Origin of the sequence: Streptosporangium sp. NPDC000396 (genome assembly GCF_042898655.1) — a bacterium.
Taxonomy (GTDB): Bacteria; Actinomycetota; Actinomycetes; order Streptosporangiales; family Streptosporangiaceae; genus Streptosporangium.
This window is the reverse complement of sequence record NZ_JBIAZA010000004.1, coordinates 361,534-376,215: the sequence shown is the minus strand read 5'-3', so window position 1 is coordinate 376,215 and position 14,682 is coordinate 361,534. Positions and strand designations below refer to the sequence as shown.

Sequence of the window (14,682 nt, the reverse complement as noted above, 5' to 3'; positions counted from 1 at the left end):
TCGATCCTGGTGGAGTCCGGGGCGGCGATATCACGATCGTCGAACACGAGCCTTCGCGAAAAGCGAGACGTGCCCCCCGTCTCGCGATCGGGCCACCCGCCTCTCCCCCGGTGGGTGGCCTGATCCTTTTCCGGCGCCGTGAGGCTACGACGCGTTTCGTGGATCTTCGCCCTGGTCTCGCAGCTCGGCGACGGTGGCCAGCGCGGTGCGGGCGGAGGCGGCGTCGTGGACCCGGAAGACCCGGGCGCCCTGCCAGGCGGAGACGGCCAGGGTGGCCAGGGTGCCGGCGTGGCGCTCGTCGACCGGGAGGCCGCCGAGGGTTTCCCCGACGAAGTCCTTGTTGGAGACCGCGACGAGCACCGGCCAGCCGGTGGCGACCATCTCGTCCAGGCGGCGGCCGACCTCCAGGGAGTGCCAGGTGTTCTTGCCGAAGTCGTGTGCCGGGTCGATCAGGATCGACTCCCTGGCGACCCCGGCCGCCACCGCCCGCTCGGCGAGATCGGTGGTGTAGCCGATGACGTCGGCGACCACGTCGGCGTAGGCGATGCGGTGCGGGCGGGTGCGGGGGACGACACGTCCGGCGTGCGCGCAGACCAGCCCGATGCGGTGTTTGGCGGCGACGTCCGCCAGGGCGGGGTCGACCCCGCCCCAGGTGTCGTTGAGCAGGTCGGCACCCGCCTGGGCGACGATCTCGCCGACCTCGGCACGCCAGGTGTCAACGCTGATGATCAGCTGGGGGTGGTGCTCCCGGACCGCCGCGACCAGATCGGCCACCCGGCGGATCTCCTCGGCGGGGTCCACCTCGTCGCCGGGGCCCGCCTTGACTCCACCGATGTCCACGATGTCCGCGCCGTCGCCGACGGCCCTGTCCACCGCCTCCAGGGCGGCCGCGAAGCCGTATGTCTTCCCCCGGTCGAAGAAAGAGTCGGGAGTGCGGTTGACCACCGCCATGATCGCGAACTCGCCGGGCCGGAACTCACGGCCGCGTAGGCGCAAGATACTCATCGAGACCGAGCCTATCGCCCGGTGCCGGAGAGGCCGGCGCTCCCACCTGCGCCGCCTCTGTGGGTTTTGGAACGGTCGAACCAGGCGTTCCTAGGCGGCCGACCCACCTTCGGCCACGGACAGGAACTCTTGGGCGATGGCGGGCAGCCGCCGTCGCGCGTGGACAAGGGCGATCACCCGGCGGACCGAGGGATCGAGCGGGCGGACCGTCAGCCCGGCCCGGGCGGCCTGCTCGGCCACCCCCCGGTACCAGAGCAGGGAGGCCCTGCCCGAACGGACCGCGTTCAGCCAGTTGCCGCGCTCCTCCAGATGCGCGGCCGCCACCGGGGCGATGCCGTACTTGGCGAACAGCGCGTCGAGCTCCCTGCGCCGGGTGCTGCCGGGGGCCGGCAGAACCATACGCATGCCGTTGAGCCTGTTCATCGGCACCGGGCTGGGCAGGTCCACGCCCGGCGGGGAGATCAGCACGATCTCCTGGCGTTCCAGCGGATGGCTGATCAGGTCGGTGGGGACGGGCAGGTCCGTGAGGCCGAGGTCGGCCCGCTGGTCCCTGATGGCGTTGATCACGCCGTCCCGTCCGTCACAGCGGACGATGTGCACACGCACCTCAGGATGTTCCGCGGTGTAGGCGGGGAGGAGGCGTCCGGCCAGCCCCGGCTCAAGGCTGGGGATCGAGGCGATACGCAGTTCCGCCTCGGGTGGATGGCCGTGGGTGGACAGTGCCTCGATCTCGCGGACGGCGTCGAGCGCCTCACGGGCGAGCTTGACCACCCGGCGACCCTGCGCCGTGACGACCACGCCGCGCCCCGAACGGGCGAACAACGTCATCCCGAGCTCTCGTTCCAGATCTCTGATCGCACGTGAAAGCGCTGGTTGCGCGATGTACAGCGACCTGGCCGCGTCGGTCATGGTGCGGTGCTCCGCCGTCGCGACCACGTAGCGGAGCTGCTGCAGATTCATGACTTGAAGCTAGGTCACAGCGCCCGGCCCGGTCCTGCACATCGCTGAGATCACCTCGAACGATTACGCAATGTAATCAACCACGGCGACATCCGTGACGGGTGAGAAATCAGTATGCTTACGCCCCAAATTCGGCAAAGGTCCGGACCTTCAGGTCATATCGGATGCTCGGGTTAACGGGGAGAAAGTGTGACAGGCAACGGGCAATATCCTCCGCAACAACCCCCACCTCAGGGGCATCCACACCCCGCCCCGCCACCCGCCTGGCCCCCCGCCCCACCTCAGGGCGCACCCCAGGGTCATCCCCCTCAAGGAGCACCCCAGGGCTACCCCCCGGCCGCCCCGCAGGGCCACCCCTTCCAGCCACCCGCGCCCCAAGGACCGCCTCAGGGATACCCCTCCCAGCCACCCGCACCGCAGGGATATCCGTCTCAACCGCCCGCACCGCAGGGCCATCGATCCCAGCCGGCCATGCCGCAGAGCCCGCCCCAGGGGTACTCGCCGCAGCCGCCCGCGCCCCAAGGACCGCCCCAGGGATACCCGCCCCCGCCGGGGCAGGGGTATCCGCCGCGTCCGGACCAGGCCCCTCCCCCCGGTTACGGCTATCCGCCGCCGCACGCGCCCGCGCCGTCACCGGGTCAGGGCTTTCCTCCTCAGGGACCACCGCAGGGATACCCGTCCCAGCCGCCCGCGCCCCAGGGATACCCGTCCCCGCCGGGGCAGGGGTATCCGGCCCAGCCCTCACCGGGTCAGGGTTACCCTCCGCCGCCCCCGCCGCAGGGGCAGATGCCGTACGGCCAGCCCCCGCCCCCCTGGCAGCCGCAGCGCGCCCGCTCCCGTGGCGGCGCCGGAGCGATCATCGGCGGGATCTTCGGCGTGGTCGCCCTGGTGTTCGTCGGGCTCGTGGTGGTCGGAGCGCTGATCAAGAGCAGCCACCGCTCGGACCCGATCTCCCCGGTCGCGATCCCCACCTTCACCCCGCTTGAGCGGCCCACCTTCGCGAGGACCGACGAGCCGACCCCCGCCGAGTCGGAGAGCTCCTCCGAGCCCACCGCGACGCACTCCTCCGAACCCACCGAGGACACCGTCGATCCCCCCGCCAAGCAGGTCCTGAACACCAGCGTGAAGAACAACACGCTCTACCGCACCGGAGGCCTGCCGAAGATCTACTGCCCGGCGGGCTCGGCCAGCATCTACAACCACAGCCAGTTCAAGGCGCTGATCCTGAAGGCCTCCAGATGCCTGGACAAGGGCTGGTCGCAGATCATGAGCCAGCAGGGCATTCCCTGGCGTCGTCCGGGCTACGTCCTGACGGCCTCCAGGGGTCGCGGCGCCTGCGGGGACTTCCCCCCGACCGGCAGCACCGTGCCCTACTACTGCCCGCAGAACTACACCATCTACGGCTCGACCACGGCCATGACCAAGGGATACGGCTCGCTCACCGACTGGCACGGCGGGCTCATCAGCGCGATGGCCCACGAGTACGGGCATCACATCCAGGAGCTGTCCGGTATTTCCAACAGCTGGTGGCAGCAGACCCTGCACACCTCCGGCACGAGCGCCAAGCTCGCGCTGGGCCGCCGGCACGAGCTCCAGGCCACCTGCTTCGCCGGGATGTTCATGCGCTCGGTGTCGGCCAGCTACCCGGTCACCCCCGCGCAGCGCAACATCCTCTACTACTTCTACTCCCAGGTCGGTGACGGGCCGGGCCACCCTCGCGACCACGGCACGCCCACGAACAACAATCGCTGGTTCCGCCAGGGCTTTGAGAAGAACCAGACCTTCCAGTGCAACACCTGGCTGGCCCCCTCATCGACGACATCCTAGATTTGATGGCCATTAACCCAGGATTGGTCATCTGTCTGTCATGTCCAGATATGGGGGCTAGAATCCTGGCAAATTCCGTGTAATCAGGGAACCATGGCCGTTTTGCCAGGTTGACCTGGATAAACGTACTAGGAAGCGGTGTGACGATGCGCCTTGGGCAAGACTCGGGGGATCCTGCCGGTGAGGACGGGAAACGGCGCACCCGGCGGCGCGGCGAGAGCCGCGGCGCAGGACCTCACCCCGGCGCGCAGGACTCTTCCGACGCACGGGCCGACCAGGCCCAGGCGACCGGCCACGCGCGGGAACCCGGACAGACGGAGGCTCCGCAGATGACGGAGCCGAGCCTGGCTCAGCAGGCCCAGACCCTGCCGCCGGGCCCGGCGCAGCAGCCTCAGGCTCCGCCTCCCGGCCACGGTCCCAAGGACCGGATGCGGTTCGCCAAGCCGATGACGACCGCCTCGCTCATCGGCTGGACCGTGCTGTCGGCGATCCTCCCGGGCGCGGCGCACCTGCGCTCGGGGCGCCGCCGTACCGGCTACATCCTGCTCGGCGTCTTCGGCCTGCTGCTGGCGACCGCGGCGGTCGGCGTTCTCATCCTGACCAAGGATGAGAACGCCGCCTTCCTCGCCCGCGACAGCGCGCTCCTGATCGGGGCGATCCTCGCCGGGGTCGGCGCGCTCGCCTGGTTCCTGTTGGTGCTGTCGTCCTACATCACCCTGAAGCCCAAGCAGCTGACCGGCGCGGGCCAGATCGTGTCGGGCATCGTGATCGGGGTGCTGTGCGTGTCGGTGACGGCGCCGTTCGCGCTGACCGCGAACACCGTGCTGACCTTCAAGGAGACGGCCAACGCCATCTTCCCGAGCGCCGAGACCGATCCGACCGCGGCTCCGATCAAGCACGAGGACCCGTGGGGCGGGCGCGAGCGGGTGAACTTCCTGCTCGTCGGCGGCGACGGGGCGGGCAACAGGCAGGGCGTGCGGACCGACAGCATGACCGTGGCCAGCGTCCACGTCAAAACCGGCAACACGGTCATGTTCAGCCTCCCCCGCAACATGCAGCACGTGCACTTCCCGCCGAACACCCCGCTGGGCAAGCAGTTCCCCAACGGTTTCATGCGTGAGCTGCCCAACGGCGGCCTGCTCAACGAGGTCTGGCAGTACGCCGAGGACAACCCGCAGATCATGGGCCGCAAGCACCAGGGGCCCCGGGCGCTCATGGACGCCATCGGCTACACCCTCAACCTGAAGATCGACTACTACGCCCTGGTCAACATGTACGGCTTCGCCCACCTCGTGGACGCCATCGGCGGCCTGAAGATCCGGGTGGACAGCGACGTCAAATACGGCGGCACGTTCGGCACCGCCGGCACGATCAAGGCCGGCTACCAGAGGCTGTCCGGTGAGCAGGCCCTCTGGTACGGCCGCTCGCGTGTCGGCAGCGACGACTTCTCCCGGATGGCCCGTCAGCGCTGCGTCATCGGCGCGTTCGCCCAGCAGGCCACCCCCCAGGTCGTCATCACCAAACTCTCCAAGATCGCCAGCGTGGCCAAGCGGATGGCTCAGACCAACATCCCGCGCGAGCTCCTGGAGCACCTTGCCGGGCTCGGCCTCAAGGTCAAGAACGCGAAGATCACCAGCCTGCAGTTCGTGCCGCCGGAGTTCTACAGCGGCTCCCCCGACTGGCAGAAGATCCGTGCCGCCGCCGCCCGGGCAGTGCGCCAGTCCACGCAGCAGTCCTCCAGCCGCGTCCAGGCCGCCAACGTGACCGCCTCCCCCGGCACGACCGAGGCCTCGCCGACGCCGACGATGACCGCGCCCAGGACCGCGAAGCCGAGCCAGACCCCCACCAGGAACGGCAGGGCGGGCGCCAAGTCCCTCAACGAGCTCTGCGGGCTCTGATCCCTTTACAGGCACCCGATCGCCCGGTGGCCCGGCTCCCCTTCCCGGGGGCCGGGCCACCGCCTTTTCACCCGGACACCCGGGCAGTCCGGAGGTTCGGGAGCCCGGACGCTCAGGCGGTCCGGGCGGCCCTGGGCAGCAGGACGAAGGCTCCGAGATAGAGCACGCCCGCCACGATCAGCAGGCCCTGGTAGCCGATGACCAGCGCCGCATACTCCAGGCAGCCGCCGACCATCGCGCCCAGCAGGTTCGCCCCGAAGGCCACCGTGGCGTCGCCGGAGTCGGCGAAACGCTTGGCGAACACCACGTTGGCCGCGAAGATCGGCAGGAAGGCCACGGCCACGGCGGCCACCGCCCGCAGCGGCAGCGGCAGGCTCAGCAGCCAGGAGTTCGGCACCAGCCAGGCCAGCAGCAGGCCCCCCAGGAGCACGCCGTACATGACGGGCAGGGGCGGGGTCCTGAAGCGGCGCGTCACCTCCACCGCGGCGAGCACGGCGACCAGCACCCCGGCGAACACGATCGCGTTCACCACCCAGGTCGTCCCGAACAGCAGCGCGAACCCGGTCACGCTCTTGGTCTCCAGCAGCAGGAACGCCACGCCCAGCAGGAACAGGTCGGTATAGGGGCGCATCCGGGTGTACGGCCCGGCGACCGCCCGGACCGCGAGCATGCTCACGATCAGGATCAGGCCGAGGGTGATGATGTAGATCCGCGGGATCGTCCGGTCCTTCAGGTAGAGGAAGGGCCGGTCGTCGCCGGTCGGCGGCGGAGTGTCGGCGGTGGCACCCGCCCATTCCTCGCCGCAGCTCTGGGCCCGGGCGTCGAGACCCGCGGTGATCACGGCCTGCTGACCGGTCTCGCTGACGATGTCCACGCACGGCTTGTGCCCGAAGGCGGCCTGCATGGTGGAGGCGAGCCGGTCGACCAGCCAGCTCTCCCGGTAGTAGTTGTACATCGAGAAGGTGCCGCCCGGCTTGAGATGCTCCCTGGCCGCCTCCATGGCCTGCTGGGTGAACAGGTAGCTCTCCAGCCGCAGCGAGCTCGCCCCGGCGACCAGGGTGAGCGAGTCGGGCAGCGCGAAGAGGATCAGGTCGTATTTCTTGGACGTGCGTTCGAGGAAGGCGCGTCCGTCGGTGACGACGGTGGTGACCCGGGGGTCGTCGTATGGCTTGTCCGGGTGGTAGGTCCCGCCGAGCTCGCGAAGCTTGGGGTCGATCTCCACCGCGTCCACGTGCTTGGCGCCCTTGGACAGCGCGATCGCCACGTCGGTGCCGCTGCCCGCGCCGACGATGAGCACGTCGTCGAGCTTCCGCGCGGCCGCCCGCTCGTACGGCAGCGCGTACTGCCGCTCCCACTCCAACCGGTTGGCCGCGGGGATGGCCTGCTGGTGCGGGATGCCGTTGACCTGGATGTCCATCACCGGGACACCGTCGTGCTCGAAGCGCTTGTAGGTCACCTTGTAGTAGGGCGACCAGAGCGCTCCCGCGGTCAGCGTCTCCACCGCCAGCGCCCCGACGACGACCAGGGACGGGACGACCAGCGCGATCCGTCCCCAGAGCCTGCGGGGCCGCAGCAGCACGGTGTAGGCGAGCGCGGCGATCGCCCCCCACACGACCGGGGGCGCGCTGAGGAACGACAGCGCTGTGAACAGCCCGATGCCGGTGAGGCTGCCGATCAGGTCGTAGCGGTAGGCCTCCAGCCGGTCCAGCTCGGGAAAGCACCGGCCGACGAGCTCGGCGGGGCCCATCAGCACGACCGCGGCGGCGGCGAAGATCACCGGCAGGATCAGCCACGGCGGCGGCCCGTGGGTGCCGAGGCTCGTCCAGTACAGGACGCCCTCGGTCTGCCGGTCCACGGTGACGGGAAAGAGAAGGATGACCACCACGAGGACGGCCAGCACGATCGGCGAGTAGTACGGCTGCCGCGTCGTGCGCCCGACCCTGAGGAAGCCGAGCCCGATGCCGAGGAACGAGCCGAGCAGGACGAAGTTCGTGAAGTAGCTCAGGTGCACGATGTTCGATCCGGTCCACCGGATCAACGCCAGCTCCAGGAAGAGCATGAAGGCGCTGGCCACGATCAGCCTCGGCCGTGTGCTCAGCCAATGCGCGGGCGGGGCGTCGGAATATGGGGATGGCGTTGTCTCCGCCGCTGCGGTCATGCCGCCCAACGCTAGTGACCGCCGTCCCCTCAGGGAAGGAAATCAGTGCCGATCGTTTGCGGGGTTCGACAGGTATAGATACCGATAGCGGATGCATTGTATGGGTGGACGAGATCGAGGTCGATGGAGGAACGTGGTGGCGTTCGCCGACCCTCGAATCTCGGTGGTGCATCATGCGAGTCCTGCTCCAGCTCCGCCCCTCCCCCGACATCGTGGCGGCCGTGGCCGACCCCGATGTGACCGCGACCACGGCCGACGTCGCCGACGATCTGCCAGGGGTCGTTTTGGACCGTTCCTTCACGCCGGTGGCCGTTCCCCGCCCCGTGCCCCCGGCCGGAGGCGACCCCCTCTCCCTGAACCAGGCCCTGACCTTCTCCATGGCCCCCGGCGACGCCTCGGTCATGGTCCGGGGGGAGATCTCCGACGACGAGCTGTCCACCCGGCTCTCCCTGCTGCCCTCCCTCCGCCGCGACGTCGTGGGGGTGTTCGCCGACCCGGTCATCGAGACCAACCTCACCTGCGGCGGCAGCGCCCCGGTGGGCGACTGGCACGACGTGGAGCGGCTGCTGCGCATCACCGAGCTGCACGCCGAGGGCATGAACGGGGCCGGGGTCGCGCTGGCGGTGCTGGACACCGGCATCAACGTCGCACACGTCACCGACCACCTCGGCCGGAGCCTGACCCTCGACAGGGAGCGCAGCTGGAACCCCGACGGGGTGACCGGAAGGCCGGGCGAGTTCGCAGTGAACCACGGCACGATGTGCGCCTTCGACACGCTCATCGCCGCCCCGCAGGCGTCGCTGATCGACATCCCCGTGCTGCTCTCCCGCCGCCCGGGCGGCTCGGCCCTGGACGGCCTGCTGTCGGACGCGGTCGCGGCCTTCGCCCACCTGCGCACCGTCCTCGAGGCCCAGCCCGAGGAGTCCCGGTCCCTGGTGATCAGCAACAGCTGGGGGTCCTTCTCCCCCCGCTGGGACTTCCCCGTCGGCCACCCCGGCAACTACTCCGACAACCCGGCCCACCCCTTCAACCTGATCATCTCCAGCCTGGAGCAGGCGGGCGCCGACGTGCTGTTCGCCGCCGGAAACTGCGGGCGCGAATGCAAGGACGGCCGGTGCGCCTACCCGGACCGGCCGATCACGGGTGCCAACTCCCATCCGAGCGTGCTGTCCGTCGGCGGCGTGGACACCGACGGCGAGCGGGTCGGATACTCCTCCCAGGGACCCGGCCGCCTCTCCGACCGGAAACCGGACATCTGTTCCTACACCCACTTCTCCGGTTCCAAGGCCTTCGGCGCCGACGAGCCCGACTCGGGCACCTCGGCCGCCTGCCCCGTCGCCGCCGGCCTGGTCGCGGCCATCCGCACCCTGTGGCCGTCCTCCCGCCTGGCGCCCGCCCAGCTGCGCACCCTGCTCCGCCGTACCGCCGACGACCGCAGCGACGTCGGGTTCGACCACGACTACGGCTACGGCGTCGTCGACACCTCGGGGCTACTCTCCTCGTTGCGGCGCAGGGCCAAGCGCGTACCGTGAGGTCATGGTTCTTGTCACCGTACGGCTTCCGCCCAAGGCGACGCTCGCACAGGCCATGCGCCGCCTGAAACTGTCGGAGGAGGAGGTCGACACCGGCTACGGCCTGGTCCTGATCGACCCCGGCCAGGGCCTGTACGGCCTGCGTGTCACCGAGGCGGCCGCCCGCCGGATCGACCCGGCGGTGGGCGGCGGCCCCTACTCCGACCCGAGGATCGAGCCCTACGGCCCGCCCCAGTAGGGGGCTTCGGACGCGGCGGGGCGCCGGGGAGGCGCTCCGCCGATCAGGGCGGCCCGCCGTCATGTCACCGGCCGGAGCAACTCCTCGTCGGCGACGTGCAGCCAGCTTCCCGGCGGGCGACGCAGCCATCCCTCGGCCGCCGTCAGGTCGCGGGCGGCGGCCTGGAGCGCGTCGAGGCCGGGATGACGCAGATTCGGCAGGTGGATCATGCTGACCAGGCTCAGCGGGACCGGATCCACCAGAGGCCGGACCACGCCGCCGGGGATGTCCGGACCCGCCATGTTGAACAGCACCGGGTCGCCATGCCTAGCGAGATAGAGCGCCATCTCCTCGATGCCCACCGGCGGAGTGCGCGGCGGCGCGAGACGCACACCGTGCTCGCCGAACAGGATGAGGGCGAAACCGGTCCACTCGGTGGTGGCCGGGTTTCCCGCGCTCGCGTCCACCTGATGACCGCGCAGGTCGCGCAGCGGGATCGCCTCCAGCTCCGCCAGCGGATGCCCTTCGGGAAGCAGCAGGCTCATCAGCTCCAGCCGGATCGGCGTCTGTCTGAACTGTGAGCGCAGCCCCAGATCGAGCCCGGCGAACCTGCCGAAGGAGACGTCGAGCCGTCCCGCGAGGATGCTCGCCGCCCCCGCGGCGAGCCCTCCCTCGAAACGCGCGAGCAGTTCCGCGTCCGGAGCGAGGGCCCGTGCCTCGGCGAGAAGGCGCGTGGTGGTGAACCCCGGGCCGTTGAGGTCCACCAGCAGGGGGCGCGAGCCGTCATCGAAGAGGTCGTCGTGGGCGGCGAGCAGGCGGCGGGCCTTGGGCAGCAGACGGTGCCCGTGCGTGGTCAGCTCCACCCGCCGCGTGCTGCGAGCGAACAGCGTGACGCCGAGTTGCTCCTCCAGACGGCGGATGTCCCTGCTGAGCGCCTGCTGGGCCACGTAGAGGCGGGTGGCGGCGCGGCCGAAGTGCAGTTCCTCGGCGACGGCGACGAAGGTCCTGACGAGGCGGGGGTGGATGTCAGCGGGCACGCCAGAAGATTAACAACAGAAATGCGTTAATCACGAAATATCCGGTGTTGGACCTGGAGTCTGTTTCACCGCCACGCTTGATCACATGACCCACCATCTCCGGCGTCCGGATCCGGACGCCCGCTTCACCATGACCCCCGACCACTCGCTCATTCAGCTGATCGTCCACCGCTCCGCCCCGCCACCCGGCGCCCGAGCCGCGGACGCCGGATTCCACTCCCGCTCCTTCCTTTCCGTGCTTCGCTCCGCGCTCGCGCCGGCCAGGCGTTCTCGCGACTGAAGACGCTAGGCGTTCTCTCGGTTGAAGACGCGGGTGCCGACGGTCACGCAGGCAACCGAGAGCACCAGGGTCACCGCGACCCCCGCGGCCACGGTCCAGGTCGCGTAGTGCCCGTTGAACAGGTCGCGGATGGCTTCGAGCACGTAGCGGAACGGGGTCACCCGCGACAGCGCGTCCAGCCAGACCGGCGCCATGGACATCGGCAGGAACGCGCCCGACAGCAGGACCAGCGGGACGATCCCGGTGCTCACCATCGGCGCGAACAGATCGGAGTTCATGGTGAGCGCGATCGCGTTGGACAGCGCCGCCAAGCTGACCCCGAGCAGCATCATGAGAACGAGCCCGGCCAGCACTCCGGGAACCGCCGCGCGCAGGCCGAAGGCGTATCCCACCAGGATCAACATGACCGACTGGATCAGCAACGTGAGGGAGTTGCTCAGCACCCGGCCGAGCAGCAGGGAGACGCGGCGCGCCGGGGTGACCCGGAGCCGCTCCAGCACGCCGGAGCGGGCGTCGAAGACGATGCCGAACCCGGCCATGCCCGCGCTGAGCAGGCCGACCTGGACCAGCAGGCCGGGGACCAGCGTCTCCCAGGTGCCGATCGTGGCGAACAGGGGCCCGAACAGCACCAGATAGAGCAGGGGCTGGATGACGCCGAAGGCGATTCCGAACCGCTGCCGCAGGGAGATGCGGGCGTTGTGCCGGAAGACCAGCCAGATCTCCCGGAGGGCGCTCACCCGGCTCGTCGAGTTCGCCGGGGTCGTCGGATGGCTCATTGTTCCTCTCTCAGGGATCGGCCGGTGATGGACAGGAAGACGTCGTCGAGCGTGCGAGTGCCGCCCTTGAGCTCGGCCGGGGTACCCTCGGCGACGATCACACCGTGGTCGATGATGAACAGGCGATCCGCGAGCGCGTCCGCCTCGTCGAGATAGTGCGTGGTCAGGAAGACCGTCAGGCCTTGTTCCTCGCGCAGGCGCCTGATGTGGTCCCAGAGGTTGGCCCGGCTCTGCGGGTCCAGGCCGGTGGTCGGCTCGTCGAGGAAAAGCAGCGACGGCCCGTGGACCAGCCCGAACGCGAGGTCGAAGCGGCGGCGCTGACCGCCGGAGAGCGCCCCTCCCAGCCGGGTCTCCAGGCCGTCGAGCTCAAGCCGGTCGAGCACCTCCCGGACCCGCTCGCGCGCCTCGGCGGGACGCATGCCGTACAGCATGGCGTGAAGTTCGAGCTCCTCCCCCACCAGATTCGCCGGGCCGATCCCGCCCCCCTGGGAGACATAGCCGATGCGCTGCCGTACGCCCCGGGGGTCGGCGAGCAGGTCGTGCCCGGCGACCATGGCGTTGCCCCCGGTGGGGCGCAGCAGCGTGGTCAGCATGCGCATGGTGGTCGTCTTGCCCGCGCCGTTGGGACCGAGGAAGCCCACGATCTCTCCGGCCTCAACGGTCAGGTCAACCCCTCGGACGGCCTCGACGCCGCCGGGGAAGGTCTTGGTCAATCCAGATGTCTTGATCACTTGATCGCCTCCATTTTTAAAGTAGCACCAAATTTGTGGTGACACCAAAATCTGTCTGACACCATAGAATGACCCTCATGAGCGAGGGCCTGCGTGAGCGCAAGAAGAGAGAGACCCGGCGGCGCATCTCCGACGTCGCGACGGGGTTGTTCATGGTCCACGGCTTCGACAACGTGACGGTGGCCGAGGTCGCCAGGGCCGCCGACGTCTCGGTCAACACGGTCTTCAACTACTTCCCGACCAAGGAGGACCTGCTCTTCGACCGGCAGGACGAGGCGGTTGAGCTGCTGGGCAAGGTCGTGCGAGCGCGGAGGCCGGGAGAGAGCGCGGTGGAGGCGGTGCGCCGCGACTTCCTGGGCGCCCTCGACGCCCAGGACTGGAGATACGGCTTTCACGAGGGAAGCGATGTCTTCACCCGCATGATCAGCGCCAGCCCGGCTCTCACCGCCCGGCTGCGGGAGATGAACGAACTCCGGCTGGAGGCCCTGGCCCGAGCCCTCGCCGACGAGGCCGACGCCGATCCCGGCGATCTCACCCCCGCACTCGTCGCCGGCCAGATCTGCGCGACGCTCCACACGTTGATGGCGCACGCCATCCAGCGCATGCTCGCCGGAGAGAACATGGCCACCATCACCCCGGGCCTGCGCGAGCAGGCCGATCACGCCTTCCACCTCCTGGAGGCCGGGATCGGCGGCTACTGCGTTCGCTGGGAGGAGAGCCCGCGGATCTCCCAGATCAAGGAGTTGACCTAGCGCTTGCTACGCTCTACGGTGGGGCGAAAATCGGATCGGGGCGGCGCGGGATTGTGAGATCGCTGTGGGTCAACGCCTCATCGGGATGCTCAAGCCGTTCTTCCAGTGGCTGGCGGCGACCGACGTGTTCGCGAAGGTCGGGCCGAAGGTCGTCCCGCGGATGGACCGGGTCGCGCACCGCCTGACCGGGGGCAGGCTGGTGATGAGCGACGGACTGATCCCCACCCTCATCCTCACCACGACCGGCGCCAAGAGCGGCGAGCCCCGTGTGGCCCCGCTCGCCTGCCTGCCCGAGGACGGGGACGGCGGCGGCTTCCTGGTGGTCGGCTCCAACTTCGGCCGCGCGCACCACCCCGCCTGGAGCGGCAACCTGCTCAAGACCCCCGAGGCCACGGTGAGCTTCCGGGGGCGCGAGATCCCCGTCACCGGCCGCCTGCTGACCGGCGAGGAGCGGGCCGAAGCCTGGTCACGGCTGCTCCGGATCTGGCCCGTCTACGACCGCTACACCGAGAAGTCGGGCCGCGACATCCGCGTCTTCCGGCTCACCCCCAGGTCGTGATCACGGGCTGAGCCGCCGGGACCGCCGGGCGGAGCGGAAGATCCTCGGGCGATATGATCTACCGGCAGTCCACCCGGCCTTTACGATCCATCGGGGAGCCATCCGTGCCGATGCGCGAGCGCGCCCGCGCCGCTCTGGAGGCATCGCGTTTCCAGCACGCCATCATCGCCGTCATCGTGATCAACGCGGCGACCCTGGGACTGGAGACCTCGACCACGGCTGTCGAGCACTACGGCACGGCGCTGACCATCGTCGATCATCTGGCGCTCTACATCTTCATGGTGGAGCTGATCGTGAAGATCTACGTCTACCGACGGGAGTTCTTCCGGGACCCGTGGAATCTGTTCGACACGGCGATCGTCGCCATCTCCCTGCTCCCCACGGCGGGCGGGCTCTCGGTCCTGCGGGCGCTGCGGATCCTGCGGGCACTGCGGCTGATCTCCGTGGTGCCGAGCCTGCGCAAGGTGGTGACGGCCCTGCTCAGCGCGGTGCCGGGGATGACGTCGATCGTGCTGCTGCTCGGCCTGGTGCTCTACGTCGCGGCCGTGATGGGCACGAAGCTCTATCACGCCACCGCGCCGGAGTATTTCGGGGACCTGCCCACCTCGCTGTTCACCCTGTTCCAGATGATGACCGGAGACGCGTGGTCGGACATCACCAGGAAGGTGATGGCCGAGCATCCGTCGGCGTGGATCTTCTTCGTGCTGTTCATGCTGGTGTGCACCTTCGTGGTGCTGAACCTCTTCATCGCGGTGGTGGTCAGCGCGATGGATGAGGAGCACGCCGAGGAGTCGGTCCAGGCGACCCATGATCTCAGGGTCGCCGTGCTCGCGGAGCTGGCCGCCCTCAGGGCGGAGGTGCGGGAACTGCGAGACCGGGACCGGGCCCCGGTGACGCCCGGCGGCGGATGATCCGCACGCGGGCGCTCCGGCGACTCGGGAGGGAATGAT

Annotated in this window: 14 protein-coding genes; 8 read left to right on the top strand and 6 right to left on the bottom strand. The window is 69.6% G+C overall.

Annotated features, from left to right (window positions below; translation table 11 throughout):
• Positions 1-144: 144 nt before the first annotated feature.
• On the bottom strand, positions 145-1,005 hold the full coding sequence (gene folP / locus ACFY2X_RS08870; protein ID WP_389934531.1) for a dihydropteroate synthase: 861 nt from the start codon (positions 1,003-1,005) through the stop codon (positions 145-147).
• A 90-nt stretch (positions 1,006-1,095) separates the two neighbouring features.
• Positions 1,096-1,965, bottom strand: coding sequence for a LysR family transcriptional regulator (locus ACFY2X_RS08865; protein ID WP_389934528.1), 870 nt, complete (start codon positions 1,963-1,965; stop codon positions 1,096-1,098).
• Positions 1,966-2,751: 786 nt separating this feature from the next.
• On the opposite strand from ACFY2X_RS08865, the gene ACFY2X_RS08860 reads away from it, so the two are divergent.
• The gene (locus ACFY2X_RS08860) at positions 2,752-3,792 is read left to right on the top strand and encodes a neutral zinc metallopeptidase (protein ID WP_389934526.1); all 1,041 of its coding nucleotides are present in this window, start codon (positions 2,752-2,754) and stop codon (positions 3,790-3,792) included.
• 329 nt (positions 3,793-4,121) lie between these two features.
• Complete coding sequence (locus tag ACFY2X_RS08855; protein WP_389934523.1) at positions 4,122-5,690, top strand: LCP family protein; 1,569 nt, start codon at positions 4,122-4,124, stop codon at positions 5,688-5,690.
• A gap of 112 nt (positions 5,691-5,802) precedes the next feature.
• Here the strand turns inward: ACFY2X_RS08855 and ACFY2X_RS08850 are convergent, their stop codons facing one another.
• Entirely contained in the window at positions 5,803-7,848 is a 2,046-nt protein-coding gene (locus tag ACFY2X_RS08850) for a spermidine synthase (protein ID WP_389934520.1), read from the bottom strand.
• Positions 7,849-8,021: 173 nt separating this feature from the next.
• Between ACFY2X_RS08850 and ACFY2X_RS08845 the strand changes: the two genes are divergently transcribed.
• On the top strand, positions 8,022-9,380 hold the full coding sequence (locus tag ACFY2X_RS08845; protein WP_389934518.1) for a S8 family serine peptidase: 1,359 nt from the start codon (positions 8,022-8,024) through the stop codon (positions 9,378-9,380).
• A 4-nt stretch (positions 9,381-9,384) separates the two neighbouring features.
• Complete coding sequence (locus ACFY2X_RS08840; protein ID WP_389934515.1) at positions 9,385-9,618, top strand: hypothetical protein; 234 nt, start codon at positions 9,385-9,387, stop codon at positions 9,616-9,618.
• Between the two features lie 59 nt (positions 9,619-9,677).
• On the opposite strand, the gene ACFY2X_RS08835 is transcribed toward ACFY2X_RS08840, so the two are convergent.
• Positions 9,678-10,634 (bottom strand): LysR family transcriptional regulator, encoded by a 957-nt coding sequence (locus ACFY2X_RS08835; RefSeq protein WP_389934512.1) that lies wholly within the window; start codon positions 10,632-10,634, stop codon positions 9,678-9,680.
• A gap of 85 nt (positions 10,635-10,719) precedes the next feature.
• Here ACFY2X_RS08835 and ACFY2X_RS08830 point away from each other — a divergent pair, with 85 nt between their 5' ends.
• Positions 10,720-10,914 (top strand): hypothetical protein, encoded by a 195-nt coding sequence (locus ACFY2X_RS08830; RefSeq protein WP_389934509.1) that lies wholly within the window; start codon positions 10,720-10,722, stop codon positions 10,912-10,914.
• Positions 10,915-10,919: 5 nt separating this feature from the next.
• Here ACFY2X_RS08830 and ACFY2X_RS08825 read toward each other — a convergent pair whose 3' ends face one another.
• Both ACFY2X_RS08825 and ACFY2X_RS08820 read right to left on the bottom strand, forming a co-directional pair.
• On the bottom strand, positions 10,920-11,690 hold the full coding sequence (locus tag ACFY2X_RS08825; protein ID WP_389934506.1) for an ABC transporter permease: 771 nt from the start codon (positions 11,688-11,690) through the stop codon (positions 10,920-10,922).
• A complete protein-coding gene (locus tag ACFY2X_RS08820; protein WP_389934503.1) occupies positions 11,687-12,421 on the bottom strand; it encodes an ABC transporter ATP-binding protein in 735 nt (244 codons plus the stop codon). The genes ACFY2X_RS08825 and ACFY2X_RS08820 overlap by 4 nt, the downstream gene beginning before the upstream one ends.
• A gap of 77 nt (positions 12,422-12,498) precedes the next feature.
• On the opposite strand from ACFY2X_RS08820, the gene ACFY2X_RS08815 reads away from it, so the two are divergent.
• From ACFY2X_RS08815 to ACFY2X_RS08805, 3 genes are all read left to right on the top strand, one after another.
• Positions 12,499-13,173: a TetR family transcriptional regulator gene (locus tag ACFY2X_RS08815; protein WP_389934501.1), complete on the top strand. Its 675-nt coding sequence runs from the start codon at positions 12,499-12,501 to the stop codon at positions 13,171-13,173.
• 64 nt (positions 13,174-13,237) lie between these two features.
• On the top strand, positions 13,238-13,732 hold the full coding sequence (locus ACFY2X_RS08810; RefSeq protein ID WP_389934498.1) for a nitroreductase family deazaflavin-dependent oxidoreductase: 495 nt from the start codon (positions 13,238-13,240) through the stop codon (positions 13,730-13,732).
• Between the two features lie 110 nt (positions 13,733-13,842).
• Positions 13,843-14,643, top strand: coding sequence for an ion transporter (locus tag ACFY2X_RS08805; RefSeq protein ID WP_389934792.1), 801 nt, complete (start codon positions 13,843-13,845; stop codon positions 14,641-14,643).
• Positions 14,644-14,682: the final 39 nt, after the last annotated feature.